The organism is Jeotgalicoccus meleagridis, from assembly GCF_903994045.1.
GTDB classification, from domain to species: domain Bacteria; phylum Bacillota; class Bacilli; order Staphylococcales; family Salinicoccaceae; genus Jeotgalicoccus; species Jeotgalicoccus meleagridis.
In genome coordinates this window covers 387,099-405,237 of sequence record NZ_CAJEWD010000008.1, presented here as the reverse complement: position 1 = coordinate 405,237, position 18,139 = coordinate 387,099, and the positions used below count along the sequence as shown (strand labels likewise).

The 18,139-nt window shown below is 28.2% G+C and carries 15 protein-coding genes; 13 read left to right on the top strand and 2 right to left on the bottom strand.

The features are described from left to right. Positions 1 to 6 precede the first annotated feature (6 nt). From JEOSCH030_RS07675 to JEOSCH030_RS07660, 4 genes are read left to right on the top strand one after another with little or no spacing between them, the layout of a single operon-like run. On the top strand, positions 7 to 1,116 hold the full coding sequence (locus JEOSCH030_RS07675) for a hypothetical protein (RefSeq protein WP_185126005.1): 1,110 nt from the start codon (positions 7 to 9) through the stop codon (positions 1,114 to 1,116). A gap of 16 nt (positions 1,117 to 1,132) precedes the next feature. Next, positions 1,133 to 3,739: a glycosyltransferase gene (locus JEOSCH030_RS07670; protein ID WP_185126004.1), complete on the top strand. Its 2,607-nt coding sequence runs from the start codon at positions 1,133 to 1,135 to the stop codon at positions 3,737 to 3,739. A 39-nt stretch (positions 3,740 to 3,778) separates the two neighbouring features. Continuing rightward, positions 3,779 to 4,930 carry an ATP-grasp domain-containing protein gene (locus JEOSCH030_RS07665; protein WP_185126003.1) on the top strand — a complete coding sequence of 384 codons (1,152 nt, stop codon included), beginning with the start codon at positions 3,779 to 3,781 and terminating at the stop codon, positions 4,928 to 4,930. Positions 4,931 to 4,965: 35 nt separating this feature from the next. Continuing rightward, positions 4,966 to 6,783, top strand: a complete 1,818-nt coding sequence (locus JEOSCH030_RS07660; RefSeq protein ID WP_185126002.1) for a hypothetical protein — start codon at positions 4,966 to 4,968, stop codon at positions 6,781 to 6,783. A gap of 16 nt (positions 6,784 to 6,799) precedes the next feature. Here the strand turns inward: JEOSCH030_RS07660 and JEOSCH030_RS07655 are convergent, their stop codons facing one another. Continuing rightward, positions 6,800 to 8,005, bottom strand: a complete 1,206-nt coding sequence (locus JEOSCH030_RS07655; protein ID WP_185126001.1) for an ATP-grasp domain-containing protein — start codon at positions 8,003 to 8,005, stop codon at positions 6,800 to 6,802. 169 nt (positions 8,006 to 8,174) lie between these two features. Between JEOSCH030_RS07655 and JEOSCH030_RS07650 the strand changes: the two genes are divergently transcribed. Beyond that, entirely contained in the window at positions 8,175 to 8,612 is a 438-nt protein-coding gene (locus JEOSCH030_RS07650) for a hypothetical protein (protein WP_185126000.1), read from the top strand. A gap of 54 nt (positions 8,613 to 8,666) precedes the next feature. Here the strand turns inward: JEOSCH030_RS07650 and JEOSCH030_RS07645 are convergent, their stop codons facing one another. After that, positions 8,667 to 9,101 carry a GNAT family N-acetyltransferase gene (locus JEOSCH030_RS07645; RefSeq protein WP_185125999.1) on the bottom strand — a complete coding sequence of 145 codons (435 nt, stop codon included), beginning with the start codon at positions 9,099 to 9,101 and terminating at the stop codon, positions 8,667 to 8,669. Positions 9,102 to 9,220: 119 nt separating this feature from the next. Between JEOSCH030_RS07645 and JEOSCH030_RS07640 the strand changes: the two genes are divergently transcribed. From JEOSCH030_RS07640 to JEOSCH030_RS07605, 8 genes are all read left to right on the top strand, one after another. After that, positions 9,221 to 10,036, top strand: coding sequence for a hypothetical protein (locus JEOSCH030_RS07640; protein WP_208454287.1), 816 nt, complete (start codon positions 9,221 to 9,223; stop codon positions 10,034 to 10,036). A gap of 12 nt (positions 10,037 to 10,048) precedes the next feature. Then, entirely contained in the window at positions 10,049 to 10,570 is a 522-nt protein-coding gene (locus JEOSCH030_RS07635) for a hypothetical protein (protein ID WP_185125997.1), read from the top strand. Positions 10,571 to 10,572: 2 nt separating this feature from the next. Continuing rightward, positions 10,573 to 11,439, top strand: a complete 867-nt coding sequence (locus JEOSCH030_RS07630) for a GW dipeptide domain-containing protein (RefSeq protein WP_185125996.1) — start codon at positions 10,573 to 10,575, stop codon at positions 11,437 to 11,439. Then, positions 11,426 to 13,591 (top strand): glycosyltransferase, encoded by a 2,166-nt coding sequence (locus tag JEOSCH030_RS07625; RefSeq protein ID WP_185125995.1) that lies wholly within the window; start codon positions 11,426 to 11,428, stop codon positions 13,589 to 13,591. Before JEOSCH030_RS07630 ends, JEOSCH030_RS07625 begins: the two co-directional genes overlap by 14 nt. 61 nt (positions 13,592 to 13,652) lie before the next feature. Next, positions 13,653 to 15,590 (top strand): hypothetical protein, encoded by a 1,938-nt coding sequence (locus JEOSCH030_RS07620; protein ID WP_185125994.1) that lies wholly within the window; start codon positions 13,653 to 13,655, stop codon positions 15,588 to 15,590. 22 nt (positions 15,591 to 15,612) lie between these two features. After that, positions 15,613 to 17,052, top strand: a complete 1,440-nt coding sequence (locus JEOSCH030_RS07615) for a hypothetical protein (RefSeq protein WP_185125993.1) — start codon at positions 15,613 to 15,615, stop codon at positions 17,050 to 17,052. 31 nt (positions 17,053 to 17,083) lie between these two features. Beyond that, the gene (locus JEOSCH030_RS07610; RefSeq protein ID WP_092595528.1) at positions 17,084 to 17,452 is read left to right on the top strand and encodes a hypothetical protein; all 369 of its coding nucleotides are present in this window, start codon (positions 17,084 to 17,086) and stop codon (positions 17,450 to 17,452) included. Between the two features lie 117 nt (positions 17,453 to 17,569). Continuing rightward, on the top strand, positions 17,570 to 18,091 hold the full coding sequence (locus tag JEOSCH030_RS07605; RefSeq protein WP_185125992.1) for a YdcF family protein: 522 nt from the start codon (positions 17,570 to 17,572) through the stop codon (positions 18,089 to 18,091). Positions 18,092 to 18,139: the final 48 nt, after the last annotated feature.

Sequence of the window (18,139 nt, the reverse complement as noted above, 5' to 3'; positions counted from 1 at the left end):
TCAATTATGTCTATTAGTGCTGGGATTTTAAAATACCCTAAGCAATATATTTTAGTAGAAGATAAATCTACAAAAATTTACAAGAGTTTATATGATCATTTAGAATTTGAGAATGTAGATGACTATGTTTTTTCAGTAGTTACGTCAATAACTCAAGAAATGATAGGAAACGAAATTTGGCATTTAATACAACATGAAGATACGGAACTAGGCTGGATAAAACTTTCAAACTCGATTCAAATATATAGATACCAACCTAAATTATATAAAGTCATTGAATCAGTATTTCAACCGAATGAATTGAATGAGAGAATGGGGATTAGTAAAGACTTCATATCTCATTTCAAAGATAATATGCTCACTGTTAAATCTGAAATTACTTATAATGGAGAAAAATATTATAGTGTATTTCTGAAAAATAAATTTCATGGTTTTCATAAAGCGGCTTATTTAGATCCATTAATTGAATTAAAATTACCAATTGATAAGAGTAATATAATATCTGATGAAATTTATAGTAACAGTAAATTAAATAATCCTGTTTCTCATGTGCCTGAGTTTCAAAAAGGCTTATTGAATACAGCTTTCTTAAAAATAGGAATTGCAAGTGTTGTTATACAGGGAAATACTTATTGGACACCTATCGAAAGTTTGATAGGGATAAATATACCTGAGTTGGCAAATGAAGAGAAATCAATAGAACAACTTAAATATGATGATTTAATGTATAGTGCACATGAATCAAAACAAAAGTCTATTGATATGTTGAAAACTATCATTGGTGCAAAAGATTATCTAAATAATACAGAAGTTAGAAAGTATCTATCTTTAGCTAGTCCTAAAAACTCTACAGATAATATCGATGAAATTAAAGATGAACTGAAGTCTATAAAAAATGAAAACTTAGATTTAAGAAGGAAGTTAAGACAGTCTCAAAATGATTTTAAACTAGCGAGTAATCGTTTGGAGCATCAGCTAGAATATAAGGAAAGACTTGAGGCTCAAAAAGATAAATACAAGGAACGTATGGAATTAGTAGAAGACAAGCTAGCGAATCTTGATGATAAGTATAAGATCTTAAAAAAACAAAAATCTGGGATCAGAAAATTCTTTTAATGAAAGAGTGTGACTAATGGAAAGAGATGAGCTTAGGCATGCACTGGACAAGTATTATAGAGAATTAGATTCAGACTTTGACAAAACTCTAAACACTATGATTAATACTTTGAATCCCAGTGTGAATATACATGAATATAGTCCAAATTATTTATTCAAACAAGATTCAGATCCATTTTATTATCTGAAAATAAAAGATTTAAAACGTGATGAAGCATTGGATAAATTTAAAAAAGTGGTTGAAAGCATTCCTGACAGTAATGGGAGTAGAGTTTTCAAAAAATTAAATATCCATATCGGCTTGATTGCAGATGAATTTCTTTATAATTCTTTTAAAGATGTTGCTAATGTCGATTATATTTCTAGACACGAACGTTTTGATTATAAAAATTATGATTTTGTTATTTTTGCGACAACATGGAGAGGAATTGATCAAAGTTGGCTAGGTTCTTCAAGTGCGAATGGTCCGATTAGAAGACAAATGATAGATTTAGCTGAAGAATATAATAGACGTGGGATACCGACTGTATTTTATTCTAAAGAGGATCCAGTGAACTATAACTTATTTAAGAGTTTAGCTAAACATTGTCAATATATATATACTAGTGCAAGCGAAATGGTCAGATTATATAAAAAGTATACTTCTAATGAGAATGTTGGAGTACTTCAGTTTGGAGTAAACCCACTTATTCATAATCCAGTTGGTACAAGAAGTGATATTTCAAATGAATACAAAGATGAGGTACTTTTTGCTGGAAGTTGGTTAACGAAATATCCAGTAAGAATGACTGAAACTTCTAGATTATTCAAATCAATAATCAAAGAAAATGTGCCATTAACTATTATAGATAGAAATTTAGAGCTTCAAGATCCAAGATACCAATTTCCGGAAGAATTTATTCCCTATTTAACTCCACCAGTGAATCATGAATTTTTAATGAAACTGCATAAAATATTTAGATGGAGTATCAATATGAATTCTGTTAAATACTCCAACACGATGTTTGCAAATAGAGTCTACGAATTGCAAGCATTTGGAAATATTTTATTATCAAATTATAATACGGGTATTAATAATCAATTCCCTAATGTACGTATGATTAATGCACCTGATGATTTTAAAGTAATTCACAATACATCTGATGAGGATTTAAAAGAACTTCAGGCGAAAAGTATAAGAACTGTCATGAAAGAACACACTACATATCATCGAATTATGCAGATCGCTCATGATATAGGCATAAATCTACCTATCATAAAATCAAATGTTTTAGTCGTACTTGAAGATGATACTTTACAAGATGATTATGATAGACAGTTATTTGATAACAAAGCATCAGTATTACTAGATAATCTGACTCTTGATATGATCAAAGAATATGATTTTGTAACTTTTTTTGGAAAAGATTATTTATATGAAGAGTATTATTTAGAAGAACTCTACTCCGGTTTTAAATATACGGATGTTAATTTCGTTTCTAAACTAAATGATGTTTCTTCACATGTTTACACGGAATATTCTAATAATATGTATAAAACTATGTATGATACAGCTGCTCTCAATAATATAGAGGGAATTCATGAAATTAAGAAAGGTTATAATTTAGATAATCAAGAAATTATTGAGAAAAAATTAAATGAAGAAATAACTAATGTATTTAACAAATCAAAAGAACTTAGTGTGATTGTACCGATTCATAATAATGGTACCTATTTGGAAGAGAAGTGTTTTGCAAGTCTAAAACGATCCTCAAGTTTTGATAAGATGGAAATCATCTTTGTTAACGATGGAAGTACTGATGAAACTACTATTAAAATTATCAATCGTATACTAAGACGTCATCCAGATATTGTATATTATGAATTTGAAACAGGTTCAGGAAGTGCATCAAGACCAAGAAATAAAGGAGCTAGATTAGCTACAACAGATTTTATTACTTATCTAGACCCAGATAATGAAGCAACTGGTGATGGTTTCCATCAAATGCTGAATCTAATCAAAGAAAAAGACGTTGATATGGTAGTTGGAAATATCATCAAAGAAGATAGTGACAAACGTACAGCAGGTAAATATACAGGAACAATAAAAAAATATAACTTTGGGAAACTATTCATTTCAGATCCTAAAGAATACATGGTTAGAGCTGCAATGAGAGTCCAGAGTATTCAGGCATTAATAGTTAAAAGATCAATCATTATTGATAATGACTTGATTATGATTGAAGGTGCAGCGGGTCAAGATACTATGTTCTTCCAAGAACTTGTATTAAATTGTAATAGTATCCAAGGAATTGATAAGTTCATACACGTTTATTATGCTGCTGTTTCTGGAAGTGTGACAAACACCGTCTCTAAGACATTTTTCGACAAATATTATGTGCTCGAATTAGAAAGAATTCCTTTCTTGAAAAAATATGGACTGCTTGATGTATACTTGAAAGAAAGACTAAGTTTTTATGTAAGAAAGTGGTATATACCGAGATTAGAAAGGGTGGCAGAGTCAGATAAGCCAGACGCTGTAAGACGCTTCTTAGATATTATTGATTTATATGAGCAATTTAATCCTAAGTATGAAATTGAAGTTCAAGAATTCTTGAATAATGTTAGATTGGAGTACAAGTAGTATGAATACTACTTGTACATTGTAATGGGGCGAATTTTAATGAATAAATTATTAGAGGAAGTAATTCTGAAATATAGTAAAATCAATAATAATTCTTATGATGATTCAAAGAATGTTACATCCGAATTTTTAGATAGTTATGCGAGAGATATCGGCTTAGTAATTAAGAGAGACAGAAAACTAAAATTAACAAACTTTTATGATGGAAGTAGATTAATTGGTAGCCTAAAAGGCTTAAGAGTGTCTACTACATCTAAAGAAGCATTTAATCTATGTAGGGATAAGTATAAGCTTGAGAAGTTTTTAAATGACCAGGGTTTTCTGAGTTTAAATTCTAAAGTGTTTACCGTAACAGAATTTAAAGAAGCTAAAGAATATGTAGACAGTAATCCAGATTCTGCATTTGTGTTAAAACCCTTGTCATTAGCTGGTGGAAAAGGTATCGAATTAAATGTAACTAGTGAAAATTTCGTCAATTCATGGAACGCATCGATTCATGCACAGAGAAAGAGTAAAGTTAAGAATCCGACTTGTATCGTTCAACGTTTTGTTAGCGGTTTCGATGTTAGGGTATCAGTAATTGAGGGGCAAGTATCGGCAGTTACTTTGAGATTACCTGCACATGTTGTAGGTGATGGTAAGAGTACAATTCAGGAACTTATCAAAGAGAAAAATGATGAAAGAATTCTAATAAAATACTTTCAAAAGAAATTGATACCTATTGATAAGAAACTTATAACCAGACTTGCAAGCGATAATAAGTCTTTAGATGATATTTTAAAAAATAATGAAGTATATCTATTAAGTGACATATCTAACTTAACCCTTGGTGGTGAGAGTATTGATATTACTGATATTGTCTCTGATGAGATTAAAGAAATAGCTTTGAACTCTATAGCTTCTATTCCCGGATTTTATAGTGGTGGTGTAGACATGATGACCGAGGACTTTACTAAGGACGAGGCCTTTATAATAGAAATCAATACTAATGCCAACCATACAATGCATCATCTTCCCTTAAAGGGAAGTCCAAAGGAACCTTTTAAAGATTTATTAAAAATACTTAAATTAAAAGGTGAAATCATGAATAATATTAAAATAGACAACGATAGTGTTGTTATGTTGAATAATATATATAAGTTTTCATTATTAAAAGATAGATACTCAAGGAAACTACTCGAAAAACATTAGTAAATTAATGAGCATTATGATTATGGGGTGCAATAATGAAAGTAAAAGACATTAATTACGAATCAAGCTATGTGATTAGTGAATGGAATTTAGATAATGTGTTGTCCGACTTTAAAAGAGTAAATATAGAAAGTTTAAATTTATACTATGATCAGACAGTAGACATAATTCAAGTACAAGATGGTAGTAATTCCATCACCATGATTGGCTATTGTTTTGATATTAGAGATGGAAATATAGACAGAGAAGATATATTAATAAATATTCTTAAGAGTAATAATCTAGAAGAAGAACTCGATTATATTAATGGAAGGTATAATTTTATAATTTACAAAGAAGGTATTACAAGAATTTTTAGTGATGCTTCTCAATTAAGACCATTAGTTTACCATGAGGAGAGTAAAATACTAAGTTCTCATGATTCAATAATGCGTGAAATATTAAACGAGTTTGATATTCAACTAGAACAGAGATCAGCTGGGTTTCATACTGAACTAGACTTTACAAGATTTAAAGAAGTATATAAATTTAATCCAAGTTTATACTTGGATTATGAAACATTTGAGTTTACAAGATTTTATCCTAGAGTTGAACTTAACAAAAAATCTAGCATTGAAGTATTTAAAGAAATGAAACCTTATCTAGATGAAAGTAGACGATTTTTAGAAAGTATTGAAAATGATAAGTTTGTTACTGTTACAGCAGGGGTTGATTCAAGAGTTTCTGCAGCATTGACTCGCGATTTTAGTAATGAAATGGAGTACCTTACATATACACAATCAAGAAAAAAACTAGCAACTAAAATGGCAAAAAAAATATATAAAATAGATGAGAAAATCACAACAGATATGCGTGATTATTTAGGTTGGAATCACAGCATAATTAAACTTTCTGAATATACACCGAGTAAAGAAGAAGTAAAAGAATTAAATAAAATCTATAATTCTAAACATGCCTATGCTTTAGCAAATTATTATAAAAAGAAGTATTATAATAAAGCAATTCATGTGAAATCAACTGTTTTTGGTATGGGTAAAGCAGACTTTCCAAGTGAATTAGATAAGCAAGAAGATACACTTGAGTTTTATAAAAAATGTGTTCATGGTTTGCCACAAAGATTTTTTGATCATGCTGATTTTGATGAGGAAGTTGAGTCTTACTTTACAAGGAATTTAATCTCTGAAGGAATAACTAAAGGTAGACATTACTTTGATTTATTCCATTTAGAATCTCGTATGGGTAATTGGCATAGCATGCTAACTTTAGAAACGGATCCAGAAACTGAAGAGTTTATATTTACTAACTGTAGAAAGATGATTGATTATATTCAAACTCCACCAACAGATGAAAAAAGAGAATTTCGTTTATATAAAGAAATTATTAATAACTATTGGCCTGTACTATTGAAATTTGGTATTAACTCCCTAGTTTCTGTCAAAGAAAATGACCAAGAAAATGATGATGATTTAGAAACTAGTTCTATTGGAAATATTTTAGTCAAAGCGATTAATAAAATAGAGCTCATAGAAGAGAATGGATCTTTATTGGTAAAACCAGATGTTCAATTAACTAATATTTATGATTCTTATAGCTTTTCTATAGAAAAGTTTGCTGAACCAATAACGGTAAAGCTTACAAGTTTTTATAGAAATCAGAAAGCAAAAAATAAAATAAATATCATCTTGAAGAAAAGTGATAGTATAGAAGTGTATGATATATTGGACTTGAATAAGGGGATAGATATTGAAATTATAGATAAACCTGTAGTAGTAAATATAGTTTATAGAGCTAATTTCACTACATCTACGTGGGTAGATGCGGGGAGAATAAAAATTGAACAAAGAAAAAAATAAGAATCCTTATGGATTCTTATTTTTCTTGAATTATTTGTTTGATACTATCAGCTAAAATATTCTGTTTTTTAAACAAGAAACGATATCGCTCTAATATTGTATCAAGCTCATTTTGATCTAAATCTTTTAGTTTAATATTTTCATTTAAAACTTTATGCTCTAATTTAAAGTTTGAAAAAAGAGTTGATAATGGGTCTTGTTGCTTTCCATACATATTAAAATAGTTCACTTGAAATGCAGGGTTTTGGTTAACTTCAAGTACAGTACCTTCATTTGCGTCTAGGTTACTTATTATAATATCAACTCCAGCTGTGTGAACATTAGGAATTGCAGTTACTGCATCTTCTGCTTGTCTGAAAATATTTGGATGAATAAATTCACTGATTTCAATGTTATCGCGTCCAGTTGCTATACCAACTGTAGGGTATAATATTAAATATTCATCCTTATCTAATATAGAATCTAAGCTTAAATCTCTATTGTGTAAGCTATCTTCTAAAATTTTGTTTAATTTAAATGGGTTTTTAAAGTGGAAGTTATTTTTCTTTCTTATTTCATTTTTTTGATCAATTAAACTTTTTATACTAGACTTGCCATCACCTACAACATAACCAGGTGCTCGTAATGTAGCTGTATCAGCTTTGCCTTCTAACACAGTTATCCTTAATTCAAGACCTTCGACTTGCTTTTGTATGATTATTAATGGGTTCTTCACTTTATATTGTTTTTGAATTTTTAAATTTTTATGCCAAGCGCTATCTATATTGGAACTATCAACATCTCTAAATGCTCCAAGAGATTGTCTTAGATCTTTAGGTTTTAATACACACTTGCCGTCTTGGGAATTAACATATCGAACTGCACTTGAATACTCACTTGGCTTGAAAAATTTTGTATTTGGGGTTTTCACACCTGCATAAGTTAAAAATTGTTCTGTTAATAATTTATCGTTCGAAATTACTTTACCAATACCTATGTTGTTAGGGTAAAATCCTTTAGTAAAATCTAGAAATGGTTTTTGATTTTCATCAAAAAGCCTGAGGAAATATCCTTTTCTTTTAGTAGATTTTTTAGGTATTTTTTTGAATGGAATATTAGCATTTTTCAAAGCAAATTGACTTTGGATTAGTAAATCTGTAGTAGCATCGGCAGGATATTCGATTTCCTTTCTGTCTTTTAAATTTAGTTTTTCCATAGTTTTTTTTAAGAGTAGCTCGTCCATATAACAGTACCTCATTTATAATGTTATTTATATTAAAAGTTTATATTATCATAACATTAAAGTCTAATTCCGATTTATAAATTATTATAACTTTAAAAGAAAAAGAACTTTAATCTTAAATGTTTGATATTATTAGAAGTGTAATATTTAAATAAATGGAGGGAAATAAATGAAATTTAGATCTTTATTGGTTTTTGGGACTACATTATTAGTTTTATCCGCATGTAGCGGGGAAGATGGGAATAATGAAGAAGAAACAGATGATAATAATAATTTATCTGAAGAAACTAGTGAAATAAAAGAAACAAGCAACGTAGCTAATGGAGAATCAGTCTTAAACCTTAACGATTCAGAAGCTGGCTGGGTGAACTTTAATGGTGAACACGCTGGTAGCATTGATTATAGAGTGTCACCTAAAATAGAATATGATAGTAGTGAAACATATGTGTTAAATATCGATGCTTATATTTCATACTTTAATGATGATGAGTTTATTGAGACAAAGCTAACTTCAAAAGGACCTATTGAATCAATTGATAATGCAGACAATATACGAGTCAGTTATCATAAATCGTTTGAAGAAAGACTAACTCTAACTAAAGAATAAAATATATACTTAGTAACAAGGTACTCTAGATGAATTTTAGAGTACCTTTAAATATCAACGGAAGTATATCATATCTATGTGTGGATGTTGGTCGACAATATATTCTTCAGAAACTGCTTTAAAACCATAGGATTCATAAAATGATCTCAGATAACTCATGGCAAGTATGCGTATGTCCTTATCAGGATATTTTTCATTTATGACATCAAAAACTTTGTCTAATAGTTTTCGTCCATTACCATTACCTCGTTTTGTTTGTTGAACAGTTACACGTCCAAAAGAAACATAATCAGTATAATTTAAAATTCTACTATATGCCCAGATATTATTGCTTTCATCTTTATTAAAAAGATGAAGTGCATTGTAGTCTTTCCCATCGATATCATTAAAATATGATTTTTGTTCGACTATAAAAATAGCTTCTCTAAGTCTAAAAATTTGTTCTAGTTCACTATTTGAAAGTTCATCAAACGATTTTAAATGCCACATAAAAAGCCTCCAAATTAAATGCTTTCTCTATTCTACTATAAAACCAATATATTGAAGACTAAAAGTAATAAGTTTGTTAAAATAAATGACAAGTATCGATTTAAAAGTCCAAAAAATAGGTGATGACATTGCTAATAAATGAATTCGTAAGAAAAAGATTTAATAATTATAGACCATATGTGAATATATTAATTTTAGAAAAGAAAAATATTAATATCTACTCATCATTAAATCGTGAAATAATACTTGAACAGTCAAATAATGTTCAGTTTCAAATGTTAGAGTTAATAGAAATAGTCGAAACAGGCCCGCAATGTATTTATAAAATAAAATTACCAAGTGGCAAAAAAGGTTATTTCTCACCTATTGATAGTATTGTCATTCTTCCAAAGAAAAATAAGCAAGTGCGTATTTCTAATGACACACAATTTAGAAATAAGCTGAATGAATTTTTAGGAATGGATAAGACGTATTTTGAAATGAACAGTCATAGAGTTGTATTTTCTTCTCAATATGCAATTTATAATAATGAATTATATGAATGTTTAACATACATAGATGAAATAATTGCTTTTGTAAGACCAAGTGAAGTTAATATTATGCATAGGTATGAGAAACCATTTAAAGTAATAAATGATACTACAGTTTATAGGGATAGTAACATGACTAAAGTAGTAACTACATTTCCTAAAGGAAAGGAAGAACTTACAAGTCAATATGTAATCATAGAAGAAGAAAAATTGAGATTTAAATATAATGGGAAGATTTATTGGCTAAACCTTAAAGATACTAATTTAGAAATAGAGATCGCACGGATTATCTATGAAAATTTAGATGAAGTATTACTAGATACTATTCTATATCAAAACTCAATGAAACTTGAAAATTATCATAAATACTATCAAAAAATATTAAATAAGCAATCTAAAAGTTAATAGGTGATGTAATTGAAACTATCTAAATATAAAAGTTTGTTTGAAAAAGAATTTATAAAAGATGTTAGACCTGAAAAGGATTATTACTTAATGTTTAAAAGATCTAAGAGGGATAAAGAGTATAGTCTAGAAAGCAAGTACTTTTATGGGTTACATCCACCATTTACTTTTAAAATGGTAGACGGACAACTAAATGTAAATGTGAAAAGCAACAAGATTAAAACTCTATATCTGACATATTTAACCCTAGACACTAAATTTGGAAGTGTACCAAAAGAGTCACTTGTTAATTTAGAAAATGTTAAAAAATTTTACATTAATTTTGACATTACTACCAATGCAAGTGTAGAAGTAATACCTTTTATAATTCAATATGATTTAAATGGTAAAAAAAATATGAAAAGAATTACACGACCTATGGAATATTTTGAAGCAGATAACGACGTAATAAAATTAAGATTAGTTTTTAAAGTCAAAGGATATGGGAACTTTATCATAAGAAGTATAAAACGAAGAGATGTGGAAGTGAGCTAAACATGGATGTTTCAAATTTAACTATTTATGAGGATGATTTTAAAATTCATCAAACGAAACTCTATTTATGTGATGAGTTAAATACTAAGTTGATTTATGAGAGCATGCAAACCTTAAAAGTAAATGGCATTGCAAGTTCTATTAATGGGAAAATAATAGAAGTAATTGCTAGAAAAATAAAAGATAAGAAGGATTATTTCAAGATTAGGGCTGGAGATTCTGAAGTTGGATGGATTGCGTTAGATCAGTCTCCAAGAGTATATAGAATCCCTAAAGTCACTGGAAAAATTTTAAATGATAGAGTTAGTATATATAAAGACAATAATTATAGCGTGAGCGATTTAAAATATAAACTGATGGAAGCTAGATATTATTTCCAATTAGAAGATGAACAATTTTTTATTATAAATCGTGTTGGTCACAGAGAGAATATCTTGCCAATTATAAAGGAAGATTTTAATAGATACATAACACCTAAAGACAAGACATTTGTTGAAGTCTCAGAAGGTGATGATATGTATAAATCAAGTACAAGTGATGAGGTTTTGGAGAATATAACAGACACAGAAAGTGTTGAAGTTATAGGATTCTATGAAGGTACTAATCAAATCAAAGTAAAATATAAAAATAAATCTGGTTGGATTTACAAGGAACTTGATTTAACTCAAGAAAAAAACAATAATTCTATAAAAAATTTAGAGTTTATCGATCAAATTATGTACTTAAAAATAAAATCTCACTTACAAAAATTGAAAATTGACACTCAAGAAAAGAGAATTGAGAATATAAAAGAGAATGTTGCCGTTAGTAATGATTTGCAACAATTATATTTGAATAAATATTTAGGTGATCAAAATGATATTAAATGATGTAGTTTCACTTGATAATAGTAAAAGTATCATTCCGAATAATAAAAGCATTCTGAATTTTGGTCTAAACATGAAAAATATTAAGATATTTACTATGGATAGTACAAAATTCTCTAAAGAAATATCTATAATAAAAAGTGGAATCACCTGTAATGAGATTGAAGACGCTAATCTAATTATTTTATCAGAACCCAGTGCAGAAATATTAGGAGAAGTTGATCTAGCTGCCTTTTTAGATGAATATAGCAGTCTAATAACTGATAATCAAAATGCTGACAAAAAATTCGTACATATCGTTACTAATTATAAATGGTATGTTCTATTTCATGAAATTTTAAAAGAGTATAAAATACCTGTTTATCTGACTAATCAGGAGTTTTCATGTTTAAAAGAGTATATAAAAGATGTTGAATTTCATATAGTCGAAGACTTCTTTTATGTCCAAGATTTACATCATTATTCAAATGATATTACTAAAAACTTATTAATAGATTTAACTTGTTTGCAAAATCAAGAAAATTTTTATTCCCACACAATTAATTCGATATTTGAAACCGTTGAAGATTTTGATGATGTTACAATACTTGTACCTGAAAATTCCTACTTCCCTAATATTGAAAATGAAAAAATTAATGTTTGTCTTGAAAGTAGTAGGGTTCAAATTGAAAATTATACATACGTGTTAGTATTAACAAACACTCCTTATACCGATATGAGTATTAAAAAAGTATTATATTACGCAGCTAACTCAAAGGTAGTTTTCACAAACTATAACTTCAAGCTTAACAATATGATTCCGTCCGTTATTTTGAATTTGTCTAATAAATTAGATTTAGTAAAACCTTTAACAAAAGCTGATGCTTTCGATATTATTAATGAAAACCGAAATACTATAATGTATAAGTACTCGACAATTAATTTGTTAGATAAAATTTATCGTGGTTTTTTTAAGGATAGCCTAATTGCCCCTCTGGAAATTAATAATACATTAGATCATTACGAAGATAATTTATATTTAAGAAAGACAAATAATAGTTCATCTAATTTGAGCATTGTTGAATATAAATACGATATTGAAAAAACTTTAGCATTTCCTATTATTTTTCTAGGTGAAAAAAGTGTGAAGTATAAAAATTCTTTGTTAACTCTAGTAAATCAATCTCAAAGTCCATATATTATCCATCATTATAATAATGAAATTACTAAATCTACGACAAATCCAAAAGTGAGTGTTATAGTTCCGATACATAATAATGGAAAATACTTAAAATTTAAGTGTTTTAGATCATTGAAAACTTTATCAAAATTTAATGAAATGGAAATTATATTTGTTGATGATGGAAGTAGTGATCCTGAAACTTTAAGAATTATAGAGGATATATTATCTAATAATAGAGTAGTATTTAAAAGGTATGAAGATGGTTCTGGCAGTGCCTCAAGACCAAGAAATGAAGGTGTACATTTAGCATCTACAGATTTAATAACTTATCTTGATCCTGACAATGAAACTATCGATGATGGACACTCTGTACTGTTAACTGAAATGCTTAAAGATGATTCATTAGATATGGTAGTTGGAGACATAGTTAGAGAAGACAATAATAAAAGAAATGCTATAAGGTATTCAAAAAAGGTACAAAGAGCAATTAATACTGATGTCATCGAGGATACTAAAGAAACTTTAGTAAAAACTAATTTAACTGTACAAAGTATCCAAGGATTAATAGTTAAAAAGAATGTTATTACAGATAATAATATTATAATGGTCGAGGGAGCTGCCGGACAAGATACACTTTATTTTCAAGAATTACTATTAAATTGCTCAAAAGTAAAAGTAGTTGATCATATGATTCATTCCTATTATGCATATGTCGAAGGATCTGTAACTAATACAGTCTCACATAAATTTTTTGAGAAATTTTATAAAGTAGAACAAGAAAGAATAAAATTTTTAATTAAAGAAGATCTTATTGAACATTACATGAAAATTAAGTTCAACTTTTATTTTAAAAATTGGTATATGACTAAGTATGAACAAGTACTAGAAATTGATAAAATGGAGGCAATCTCTTATTTAAGAGATATTGTGAAATTATACAATCAATATAGAAACATGATTGATGATGAAATATTGATGTTTGTAAAATCATAATTAATAAGAAATTTACTTCTATGCAATATATTCAATAATCTAAAGAAAGTGTTGATTAGTTATGGCAAGAATAAACAAGTTATATCCTGGAGGATTTATTTTATGTGAAGAACAACTGAGTGAGATACCTTCTTCATATAAAAAAATTAAGATTGCAAATAAATACAATTATTACTTTGAAGAAACAGTTGAAAAGAGTATTCTAACTAAAAATAATACAACTATGATTATTCATGGACACTCTGTATATATTGACTATGATGAAATAATCGAAGGAAAATCTCTGATAAATAAATTACTAGAAGAATACAATAATAACTATAGTGACTTCCTAAAGACTTTAGATTTTATTGCAGGTAGATATGTAGTAATGATTATTAGTGATAGTAAATTTGAAGTTTATCAAGATGCAGTAGGTGCTCGTAGTGTTTATTATATGCTAGACAGAGATGTCATTTCATCTCACATACACCTTATCTTTGATAACTTTGAAACAAAATCAGATTATCTTGTAGAAAATATAAAAGGTCTGGATCAATATTTCGATAGTACAAAATTCGAAAATGTAAAAAGTCTTGTACCAAATTTTAAACTTAATTTTTATGATAAAACTATAGAAAGATTCTTTCCAAGACAAGAAAATCGTTATAATAACTTAAGTGATGATGAAAGAGTAAGTAAAATAATGTATTTATGGAAAGAGCAAATTAGTTACTATACTAAAAACTACAAACCATTACTCTCAATTACTGGTGGCAATGATAGTCGTGTTTCTTTGGCATTAGCTTATGATTTTAAAGATGTTATTAATTTTTTTACTTATGCACCAGAAAATAGTGATGTTACAAGTGATAATATATCCATGAGTATATTAAGCAGAGATAAAGTAATTGTAGATAAAATTTTAAATTTAATTGACATTAATCATAAATATATTTTATTTGGTAAATATTCAGAATCACAATTTGACTCATTAAACAAAGAAGCTATTAAAAAAAATAGCACATTTAACCATCAACATATGTTGTTAAGGTACTATGAAGAATATTATCCTGAAAATAACATTATGCATATTAGATCTAATTTACTAGAAATAGGACGTGCCCATAATATAAATAAAAGAAGAACTAATAATTACAAGGAAGTTTTAAACACAATTAGACATAGATTGAAAAAGAATTGGAATCCGGATCTCAATGATGAAATGGATGAATATGAGAATTTAAAAGTTAAACTATACAACTATGATGAGTATTTATATGGTTATCATTTACTTGATTTATTTCACTGGGAACATAGAGTAGGCAGATGGCATACAGAGGTATTAAATGGCACGGATTACTCATATGAAACTATGTTGCCCTTTAATTTAAGAGCAATAATTGAAATGTCTCTGTCTTTCGACTTAACAAAAAGAAAAAATGATTATTTATTTAAAGAATTAATAAACAAAAGTTTACCTATTTTAAATTTTCCTGGTTCTAATAACCTTTCTAATATATATGAAACCGATGTTGCTCCTAAACTTAAAGATAGTATTATTAATAACTTTACAGTGATAAATGGTGATTTTTCTAAACAATTACAATTTGAGTCCCTTGGTAATCAAATATACATTCCAGAAAGTTTTCTTTCAAAAGGTTCAAAGGCTAGAGTAGAATTTGAATTTAAACAAGATTCCGGAACTATAATGCTTGAATTATTTAATGGTTACAAATCTAAAATTGCTAATGAATACTTAAGATATGAGATTTTAGTAAATGATAATATTGTAATGTATGAAGATATGTCAAAATGGAATTTGCCAAATACAGTGTATGTTTATAATTTGAAAAAAACTGACAAGATCACAGTTCAAGTTGTATGTCTTAAAAATTTATCTGTTAGGTCTTGGGAACTAGCTTCAAAATTACAAATAAGTAATATTAAAGAACTCTCAAATAATACTGAAGTTTCACAAAATGTAACATGTACTAGTCCATACTCAATTATATTATAAAATTTTAGTGAGGTAGTATGTTATGGAATTAAATGAAAAGTTTTTGAATAACCCTTTTCTTTTGAGTGATAATGAACAGTCAAACATTAGTTTTTTAGGAAGTTCAAAAGTATTGAACGATACTATATTTCATTATTCTAATGATACACAATTTTACAATCTACATTTAGATGATATAGAAATTATATTAGTTGGTTATATTTTAGACATTAGGGATGATTCGAAAAACGAGGACGATATTTTAAAGAAATTGGCATTTGCATATAAAAGTAGTTTAGATTTATTTTTGAATGACTATGAATATATGAATGGTAGATTTGTTCTAATATTATCCAGTCCAAATGACACACTATTATTCTCTGATGCTACATCCATGCTTCCTATTTTTAATTATAAGAATAAATATTTTTCATCTCACGAAATAATTCTTAAAGAATACGTAAAAATCGCCCTGGGTATAGAACTTAATCAATATGGATTTAATATGAAGAACTTTTTAGATTATACAAATACTAAGGAGATATTTAGTTTTAATCCAAATTTGATGTATTCTTTTAGAAATAATAGTTTCAAGAGAATATTTCCTAGAGGTAATCAAAAAAATTTACCGTTAGAATATGTTATAGAAAAAACGGAAGCATATTTAAAAACTCAGATAAATTGGTTGAATAATCACTATGATAAAATTTATTTGTCTCTTACAGGTGGATTTGATTCAAAGGTAAGTTTAGCCTTAGTTAGACCAATTATAGACAAGGTATTTACTTTTACCTATATGTATAAATTTGACGAAAATACTAATTATGAAGAACTGGGTAATTTTAAAAAAATTTATTATAAAGATAATGTTATAGTGAACAATTTAGTAGAGAATTTTAGATTAAACAATCATAAATACTATTTTTTCAGTGATTATAAAGCCCCAGCAAAATATTTACAAACATTAGGAAAACATGTAAGTTCACATCATTCATATGGTCTAAGTTACATTATTAATAAAGAATTCGATCGCTCATCATCAATTCACCTTAAATCAACACTGTATGAACTTGCAAAACTTTCATTTAAAGATGTTAATGATGATGAATCTATTCTTAATGATATAAAACATTGGGCTCCACGTGAATTACATGGCCAAAAAGAAATTTTGATGAATATGTTCAAAGAATATAAAAAAAGAAATTACACTGATGAAATATTTAATTTCGGTCATAATATTCAAACTATGTTATATTGGGAATTTAGAATGGGAAATTGGCACAGTAATATTACCCAAGAAACAGACTTTACTATCGACACATATATCTTAATTAACAACAGATATATGATTAAACAGTTTATATCATTAAACAAGAAAGATAAGAAAGAAAAATCATTACTAACAACTATTGTAAAAAATAATTGGCCAGCTTTGAATTATTTTATCGCTAATTCATTTGATACGCTTGAAGATAGAATTTAACTAATGAAAATTTAAAAGGATGGTAATATATATGAAAACAAAACTTTCTTTTTTTACATTACTTTTAAGTATCGCACTTCTCACTGCCTGCTCCAACTCAGACGGCAATCTAATCGACACAGGATCTCTAACTGAGGGCAGCTGGGTCAGCTACGACGGTAATACCGTTGAAAACGAAGAGATGAGATCGACTGACCATATCGATTACGATCCTGCTAAAACATACGAAGTCAACCGTTCTAGCTACGTCTCATACTACAACGGCGAGGAGTTTATCGAAACGATTCAATACAGTGACGAACCTCCAATGACTTTAGACACAGTCGACGAAGCGGACAGTATCGTCATCAGCTTCAATCAATACAATGAAGACACAATCACATTAACTGAAGCTGAATAAGCTTAAAGCCTCCAAAAACATCATTTGGAGGCTTTTTACATCATTTTAACTCCCTTTAAATTTTATCTAAACATCTCCTTGTTAAGCTAAAAGCATAAATGAAGAAAGGGTGTAGACATGTCCTTTAACCACAAAACATTAATTGTCTACCTAGACGGTGATTACAGAAGGTTTAAAACTGTCGCAGATATATACAAGAAATTCAAAGACGGCGATGCACATATTCTCATCACTTCATTTAACGATAACAATCAACTCCGAGGGAAAATCGATTTATTAAACGACAACTACGATTTTATAGACGAAAGCCACATCTTAACAGAATACTACTCCACATCCACATACAACAACGCAATAGAGATTGAGGAAATACTAAAGAAAATCAACTACGGTCACATCATTATCGTCACCAGTCAATACCACATCTACAGAACAAGACTAATTTTTAAAGATAGATTTAAAAACGATAGTCGCTTTAAATTCATCGGCGTTAATCACCACACAACCATGGTCGAATGCATTTCTGAAATCATCAAACTCGGACTGTACCTCATGAAAAACTATAAATTCTTCACTAAAGATAATTTACTCTACAACAAAAGTAAATACAGATCATTATCCCGATTAACCTACCAATAAAAAGTGAATTAGATATGTTAAACTAGACTAATAAATACTATTAGGATA